The organism is Amycolatopsis sp. NPDC003861 (genome assembly GCF_053605405.1).
The window spans coordinates 1-6420 of the sequence record NZ_JBSGJD010000379.1; the positions used below are offsets into that span (position 1 = coordinate 1).

At 69.7% G+C, this 6420-nt stretch carries 7 protein-coding genes; 3 read left to right on the forward strand and 4 right to left on the reverse strand.

The genetic code is table 11. The features are described 5' to 3' along the window. Positions 1–873 (forward strand): FAD-dependent monooxygenase (locus ACWEVN_RS45425; RefSeq protein WP_452055404.1); only part of this gene is annotated, 873 nt, incomplete at its 5' end. On the opposite strand, the gene ACWEVN_RS45430 is transcribed toward ACWEVN_RS45425, so the two are convergent. From ACWEVN_RS45430 to nhaA, 3 genes are read right to left on the reverse strand one after another with little or no spacing between them, the layout of a single operon-like run. Beyond that, positions 860–1786 carry an alpha/beta fold hydrolase gene (locus tag ACWEVN_RS45430; RefSeq protein ID WP_452055405.1) on the reverse strand — a complete coding sequence of 309 codons (927 nt, stop codon included), beginning with the start codon at positions 1784–1786 and terminating at the stop codon, positions 860–862. The two genes, ACWEVN_RS45425 and ACWEVN_RS45430, sit on opposite strands and share 14 nt — an antisense overlap. Before the next feature lie 4 nt (positions 1787–1790). Beyond that, positions 1791–2279 (reverse strand): phage holin family protein, encoded by a 489-nt coding sequence (locus tag ACWEVN_RS45435; protein ID WP_310969179.1) that lies wholly within the window; start codon positions 2277–2279, stop codon positions 1791–1793. Between the two features lie 42 nt (positions 2280–2321). Continuing rightward, the gene (nhaA, locus tag ACWEVN_RS45440; RefSeq protein WP_452055406.1) at positions 2322–3509 is read right to left on the reverse strand and encodes a Na+/H+ antiporter NhaA; all 1188 of its coding nucleotides are present in this window, start codon (positions 3507–3509) and stop codon (positions 2322–2324) included. 189 nt (positions 3510–3698) lie between these two features. Here nhaA and ACWEVN_RS45445 point away from each other — a divergent pair, with 189 nt between their 5' ends. Next, positions 3699–5156 carry a peptide MFS transporter gene (locus ACWEVN_RS45445; RefSeq protein ID WP_452055407.1) on the forward strand — a complete coding sequence of 486 codons (1458 nt, stop codon included), beginning with the start codon at positions 3699–3701 and terminating at the stop codon, positions 5154–5156. Here the strand turns inward: ACWEVN_RS45445 and ACWEVN_RS45450 are convergent. Further along, entirely contained in the window at positions 5153–5881 is a 729-nt protein-coding gene (locus tag ACWEVN_RS45450; RefSeq protein WP_310969175.1) for a VIT1/CCC1 transporter family protein, read from the reverse strand. The genes ACWEVN_RS45445 and ACWEVN_RS45450 overlap by 4 nt on opposite strands. Before the next feature lie 130 nt (positions 5882–6011). Here ACWEVN_RS45450 and ACWEVN_RS45455 point away from each other — a divergent pair, with 130 nt between their 5' ends. Then, positions 6012–6353 carry a cupin domain-containing protein gene (locus ACWEVN_RS45455; RefSeq protein WP_452055408.1) on the forward strand — a complete coding sequence of 114 codons (342 nt, stop codon included), beginning with the start codon at positions 6012–6014 and terminating at the stop codon, positions 6351–6353. Positions 6354–6420: the final 67 nt, after the last annotated feature.

A 6420-nucleotide genomic window follows, 5' to 3' on the forward strand; every position in this document is an offset into this window, starting at 1 on the left:
GATCACGACGACGGGGTCGCGGTGCGGCGGGACCCACCAATTGGGGCGTTGGGTGCGTCCAACGCACCGAACGCCACATTGGGTGCGCTGGACGCAACCAACGCCACATTGGGGCGCTTGCTACCGCCCGGCGTCGAGTACGTCTTCGGCGACTCGATCACCGCCCTCACCGAGGAGGCGCACGGCGTGCGCGTCGAGTTCGAGCGCGGCGGTTTCCGGACGTTCGACCTGGTCGTCGGGGCGGACGGCCTGCACTCGGCGGTGCGGCGGCTCGCGTTCGGCCCGGAAGCGGACTTCACCCGGCACCTCGGGCAGTACCTGGCGATCTTCCCGACGGCCAACTTCCTCGGTCTCGAGGACTGGCAGATCTGGTTCCGGCACGAGCACACCGGAGGCGTGGTCTACCCGGTGCGGGAGAACACCGAACTCCGGGTGACCCTCGGCTTCGGCTCGGAACCGCTGCCACGCATGGCCGTTCCGGAGCAGAAGCGGCTGGTCGCCGAGCGTCTCGGCGGGGTCGGCTGGGAGGTGCCGAAGCTCCTCGAAGCGATGGCGGCGGCGGACGTCTTCTACTTCGACGCCATGGCCCAGATCCACCTCGACCGCTGGTCTTCGGGCCGGGTCGTGCTGCTCGGCGACGCCGGATATTGCGCGTCGGCGCTGTCCGGGCAGGGGACGAGCCTCGCACTGGTCGGCGCGTACGTCCTCGCGCAGGAACTCGGCCGGGCTCCTCGCGAAGAGGCCTTCGCGGCTTACGAACGGCGGATGCGGCCGTTCGTCGCGGTGAACCAGGCCCTGGCCACGGAGAACCTCGAAGGGCCGGCGTCGGAGGAGTCGGTGGAGCGGGCGAAGAACGCCATCAGTCTCGCTTGAGGAAGTCCGCCAGGGCCGCCGATGTGCGATCCGGCACCTCGAGGTGGGGGAAGTGCCCGACGTCCGGCCAGATCTCCGGCTCGGCGTGCGGGCCCGCCCAGCGCGTCGACGACGTCGCCGTTTCGGGGAGGATGCAGGTGTCGTCGGCGCCGTGCAGCTGCAGCGTCGGGGCCGCGATCCGGGTGCCGACCGCGTCGGTGAACCGGCGGCCTTCGCCGCGGAACTGGGCGCGGAAGGCCCACCGGTAGTACTCGAGCGCGCTGTGCGCGACCCCGGGCACGAGCATCGCCTGCCGGAACGCCTCGACGCTGCCGGTGAAGTCCGAAGTGGACCGCCAGCGGCGGCCGGCCCAGCCGCCGAACAGGTCCTCGACGGCCTGGGCGTCGTCCTTCACCAGCCACTTCTCCGGCGCCATCGGCACCTGGAAGCGAAAGAGGTGCCCGGCCGCCCGGCCCTGGCCGCGCCACGGCCGGGCCGCGCCCGAGCGCAGGGCGAGCGGGTGGGCCGCGCCGATCGCCGTCACCGAGGACACCAGCCGCGGGTGCAGTGCCGCGACCGTCCAGGCGAGCATGCCGCCCCAGGCGTGCCCGACGAGGTGGGCGCGGCGCGCCCCGAGCGACTTGATCAGGCCGCCGACGTCACCGGCCAGCGTCCAGGCGTCGTAGCCGCGGGGTGGCTTGTCCGAGTCGCCGTAGCCGCGCAGGTCGACGGCGACCGCGCGGAACCCGGCGTCGGCCAGGGCGCTCAGCTGGTGGTGCCAGGTCCACCAGAACTCGGCGAACCCGTGCAGCAGCACCACGACCGGCCCGTCCCCGAGTTCGGCGACGTGCAGGCGGATGCCGTTCGCGGACACGTCGCGGTGGACCCACGGGCCGTCGAGCCGGACGATCGACGGGTCGGGGGACGCGTGCAACGACTCAGTCGCGCGTGGTCACGCCGGCTTCGGGCGCGCGCTGCGGCTTGAGCGCGGCGGCGGTCTCCTTGACGCTGGCGATGGTCCGCTCCGGTGCCTTGAACTTCTTCACCTTGCGGTAGCCCAGGAAGCCGGCCGCGCCCGCGACGAGCAGCATCAGGACGAACACGATGCCGAACGCGATCCAGCGGTACCGCACCCACTCGGCCAGCCCCTCGGCCGCGAAGAAGAACAGGAAGAACGTGCTGTACAGGAAGACCGTCAGCGCGATCAGGAAGAAGACGGCCCCCTTGAGGCCCTTCTTCACCTCGCCGACCAGCTCGGACTTCGCCAGCTCCATCTCGGCCCTGACCAGGGTGGAGATGTGCTGGGTCGCGTCGCCGACCAGCCGGCCGATCGACTGGTCGCCGGGGACGTCGGAGGCGGAGGACAGCGGGAGGTAAGGCACGGCCCCCACGCCGTCGGGGGTGCGTTCGTGTTTGGGGCTGCTCACCGGGTCATCGTGCCATGTGTCCCGAAACCGGGCGCGGCGGACTCACAGTGTGTCGGAGATTCGCGCATGAACCTTGCTACGACGGAGTAGCAAGGCCGCCGCCAGCAGGGACGCTGCCGCCGACGCGATCAGCACCGCCGCCTTCGCCAGCTCGCTCGTCTCACCCGGCAACGCGAGCTCCGCGATCAGCAGGCTCACCGTGAACCCGACCCCGCCGAGCACGGACAACGCGGCGATGTCCCACCAGCCCATCCCGTGCGGCTTCTCCGCCAGCCGCAGCTTCACGGCGAGCAGGCTGGCCCCGAGGATGCCGACGACCTTGCCCCCGAGCAGCCCGGCGAGCACCGCGAGCGGCAACGCCGTGGTGAACACCGCGCCGAGCGCGTCGGCGTTGACCGAGATCCCGGCCGCGAACAGCGCGAACACCGGTACGGCGACGGCCGCCGACCACGGCTGGAGCCGGTGTTCCAGGCGCAGCGCGGGGGCTTCGGCCTCGCCCTCGTCGGCGCGGACGCGGGTGAGCAGGCCCAGCGCGACGCCGGCGATGGTGGCGTGGATGCCCGCCGAGTGCACCGCGACCCAGGTGATCAGCGCCAGCGGGACGTACAGCCACGGTGTCCGGACGCGGCGGTGCTGCAGGAACGCGTAGAGGGCGAGCGCGACAACGGCCACGGCCACGGCGACCAGGTCGAAGCCCGTCGTGAACAGCACGGCGATGACGATGATCGCGCCGAGGTCGTCCACCACGGCCAGGGACAGCAGGAAGACCCGCGCGCTCGACGGCAGGTTCGACGCCGTCAGCGCGAGCACGCCGAGCGCGAACGCGATGTCCGTGGCGACCGGGATCGCCCAGGCCCGTTCGATGCCCGGCGTCCCCCAGCCCACGGAGAGGGCGACGAGCGCGGGCACGATCATGCCGCCGAGCGCGGCGACGACCGGCAGGATCGCCTGCTTGAACCGGGACAGCTCGCCGATGACGAGCTCGCGCTTGAGTTCCAGCCCGGCGACGAAGAAGAACAGGGCGAGCAGGCCGTCCTTCGCCCAGTCGCCGATCGTCAGGTCCAGGTGCAGGAATTCCGGACCGAGCCGGAACTCCCGCAGCGCGTGATAGCTGTCCCGCAGCGGCGAGTTGGCCCAGAGCAGCGCGACCGCCGTCGCGCCGAGCAGGATGAGCCCGCCGGTCGTCTCCGTGCGCAGGTATCGGGCGAATTCGCTGAACGGGCGGGTCATCGGGGCGGCTCCAGGGGTCGCTGATCACTGTTGCCGACCAGGCTTCCCGGCGCACCGTGGTCCGATTTTACCAGCCCTTTGTCACCCATTGTCATGACCGCTGTCACACGGGGTGCCGGTGGTGGGTAACCAGCTGGACTCTTAGCATGCGAAACGACAACGAAGTCCCTAGACAAAGGAAGACGAGTTGTGAGCACCTCAACCGAGGTCCAGCAGGACACGAGGTTCTTCGGGCACCCACGAGGACTGGCGAACCTCTTCGGCGTCGAGATGTGGGAGCGGTTCTCCTACTACGGGATGCTCGGCATCCTGCCGATCTACCTCTACTACCAGGTCGAGCAGGGCGGGCTGGGCCTCGCGCAGGAGTCCGCGCTCGGCATCGTCGGCGCGTACGGCGGCCTGGTGTACCTCTCGGCCGTCATCGGCGCGTGGGTGGCCGACCGCCTCCTCGGCTCCGAGCGGACGCTGTTCTACAGCGCCGTGCTGATCATGATCGGGCACATCAGCCTGGCGCTGCTGCCGGGCCTGGCCGGCATCGGCGTCGGCCTCGTGTGCGTCGCGGTCGGCAGCGGCGGGCTGAAGTCCAACGCGACGGCGATCGTCGGCACGCTCTACGCCGAAGGCGACGAACGGCGCGACGCGGGCTTCACGATCTTCTACATGGGCGTCAACCTCGGTGGCTTCGTCGGCCCGCTGCTGACCGGCCTGGCGCAGACGGAGGTCGGCTTCCACCTCGGGTTCGGCCTCGCCGCGATCGGCATGGCGCTCGGCCTGACGCAGTACACGTTCGGCCGCAAGAACCTCGGCGACAAGGCGAAAGAGGTGCCGAACCCGCTGCCGTCGTCGCAGCGCGCGCTGGCCATCGGTGCCGCCGTCCTGCTGGTGGCCGCGGTGGTCACGCTGGTCGTGACCGGTGTCGTCAACCCGAACAACCTCGCCGACGTCGTCGTGTGGGTGGTCGGCGTGATCTCGGTGATCTACTTCCTGGTCATCCTGACCAGCGGCAAGATCACCGCCGTCGAGCGCAGCCGGGTGTTCTCCTTCATCCCGATGTTCATCGCCAGCGCGGTGTTCTTCTCGCTGTACCAGCAGCAGTTCACGGTCGTCGCGGCCTACACCGACCAGCGGCTGGACCGGGACCTGTTCGGCTGGGTGATGCCGGTGTCCTGGGTCAACTCGATCAACCCGGTGTTCATCATCGTCTTCGCCCCGATGCTGGCGGCGCTGTGGACGAAGCTCGGCGAGCGGCAGCCGTCGACGCCGATGAAGTTCGTCCTCGGCACGGTGCTGATGGGCGCCGCGTTCCTGCTGTTCCTGCCGATGGTGGGCAGCGGCAAGAACGCGAGCCCGATCCTCGCGATGGTCGGCATCCTGTTCGTGTTCACGATCGCCGAGCTGTGCCTGTCCCCGGTGGGGCTGTCGCTGTCGACGAAGCTCGCGCCGGAAGCGTTCCGGACGCAGATGGTGGCGCTGAACTTCCTGTCGATCTCGTTCGGCACGGCGATGTCCGGCAAACTGGCCGAGTACTACTCGGTCGACGACGAAGCGCCGTACTTCAGCACGGTCGGCTTGGTCGCCATCGGGGTCGGCCTGCTGCTGTTCCTGGGCATCCCGTTCATCCGCAAGCTGATGAAGGGCGTGCACTAGCCCACGGTGACCCCGAAGACGACGCCGACGAAGTAGGTCACGACCATGGTGAGGGCGCCGACGCCGACGTTGCGGACGATCGCGCGCCCCACGTTCGCGTCGCCGAGCCTGGCGCTGACGTACCCCGTCAGCGTCAGGCCGACGACGACCGCGGCCGCGCACGCCCACACCCGCAGGGAGACGCCGGCCCAGGCGATGGACAGGATCGGCAGCAGCGCACCGATGGAGAAGGCGAGCAGCGACGCCCACGCGGCCTGCCACGGGCTGGTCAGGTTGTCCGGGTCGATACCGAGCTCGGCTTCCGCGTGCGCCTGCAGGGCGTCCTTTTCGGTCAGTTCGCGGGCGACCTGGCTCGCGAGGTCCGGCGAGAGCCCCTTTTCCTGGTAGATCTCGGCGAGCTCGCGCTCCTCGGCCTCCGGCATCGTCTTCAGTTCCTGCTTTTCGAGCCGGAGCAGCGCCTGTTCGGTGTCGCGCTGGGTGCTGACGGAAACGTATTCCCCGCCGGCCATGGAAAAGGCGCCGGCGACGAGCCCGGCGATTCCGGCGGTGAGGATCGTCGTGCTTTCCGTGGTCGCCCCGGCCACGCCGACGACGATGCCGGCGACGGACACGATGCCGTCGTTCGCCCCGAGCACCCCGGCCCGCAGCCAGTTCAGTTTCCCGCCCACGCCCTGGTGTGGTTCGTGCGTGTGCTCCACGGCGTCACCGTCGATCGTTTCGGTCACGAGAACAGTGAAACACGAACGTGGAATCGTGGCGAGACCTGCCTTTTTTGTCAGGTCCGCCTAAATAACACATGCCTTACCTAAGCCGGTCCAGTGTGGACTCTCAGCTGCGCTGGGTCATGATGGGCGGATGGAAGAGCAGGTGTGGCAGCCGCTGGTCACGGTGGAGGGCTTGCCCTTGCTGGGCGGCGAGGGCCGCTTCCGGCTGCTGGAGCGAGCGGCGACCGGCCTGGCCTACTTGATCCACTACCCGGCGGGCGTGGCCTCGCCACCACACGCGCACGACCACGACTCGATCGTCTACGTCCTGTCGGGCCGCCTGCGGGGCGCGGTGGAGGGCGTGGAGGCCGTCCTCGAGCCGGGCGATTCGGTCGTACACCCACGCGGGGCAACTCACCACGTCGAGGCGCTGACGGACGCGATGTGGGTCGAGTTCAAGTCACCCCTGCCGGCCCACCCACCGATCGCCTGAAGCGCCCCAATGTGGCGTTCGGTGCGTCAGATGCACCCAATGTGGCGTTCGGTGCGTTGAACGCAAC

What these genes read in the sequence shown, in the direction of transcription:
- nhaA (WP_452055406.1), bottom strand. Translation starts at nt 3,509, where the DNA reads ATGACCCGCCCGTTCAGCGAATTCGCCCGATACCTGCGCACGGAGACG.
- ACWEVN_RS45455 (WP_452055408.1), top strand. Translation starts at nt 6,012, where the DNA reads ATGGAAGAGCAGGTGTGGCAGCCGCTGGTCACGGTGGAGGGCTTGCCC.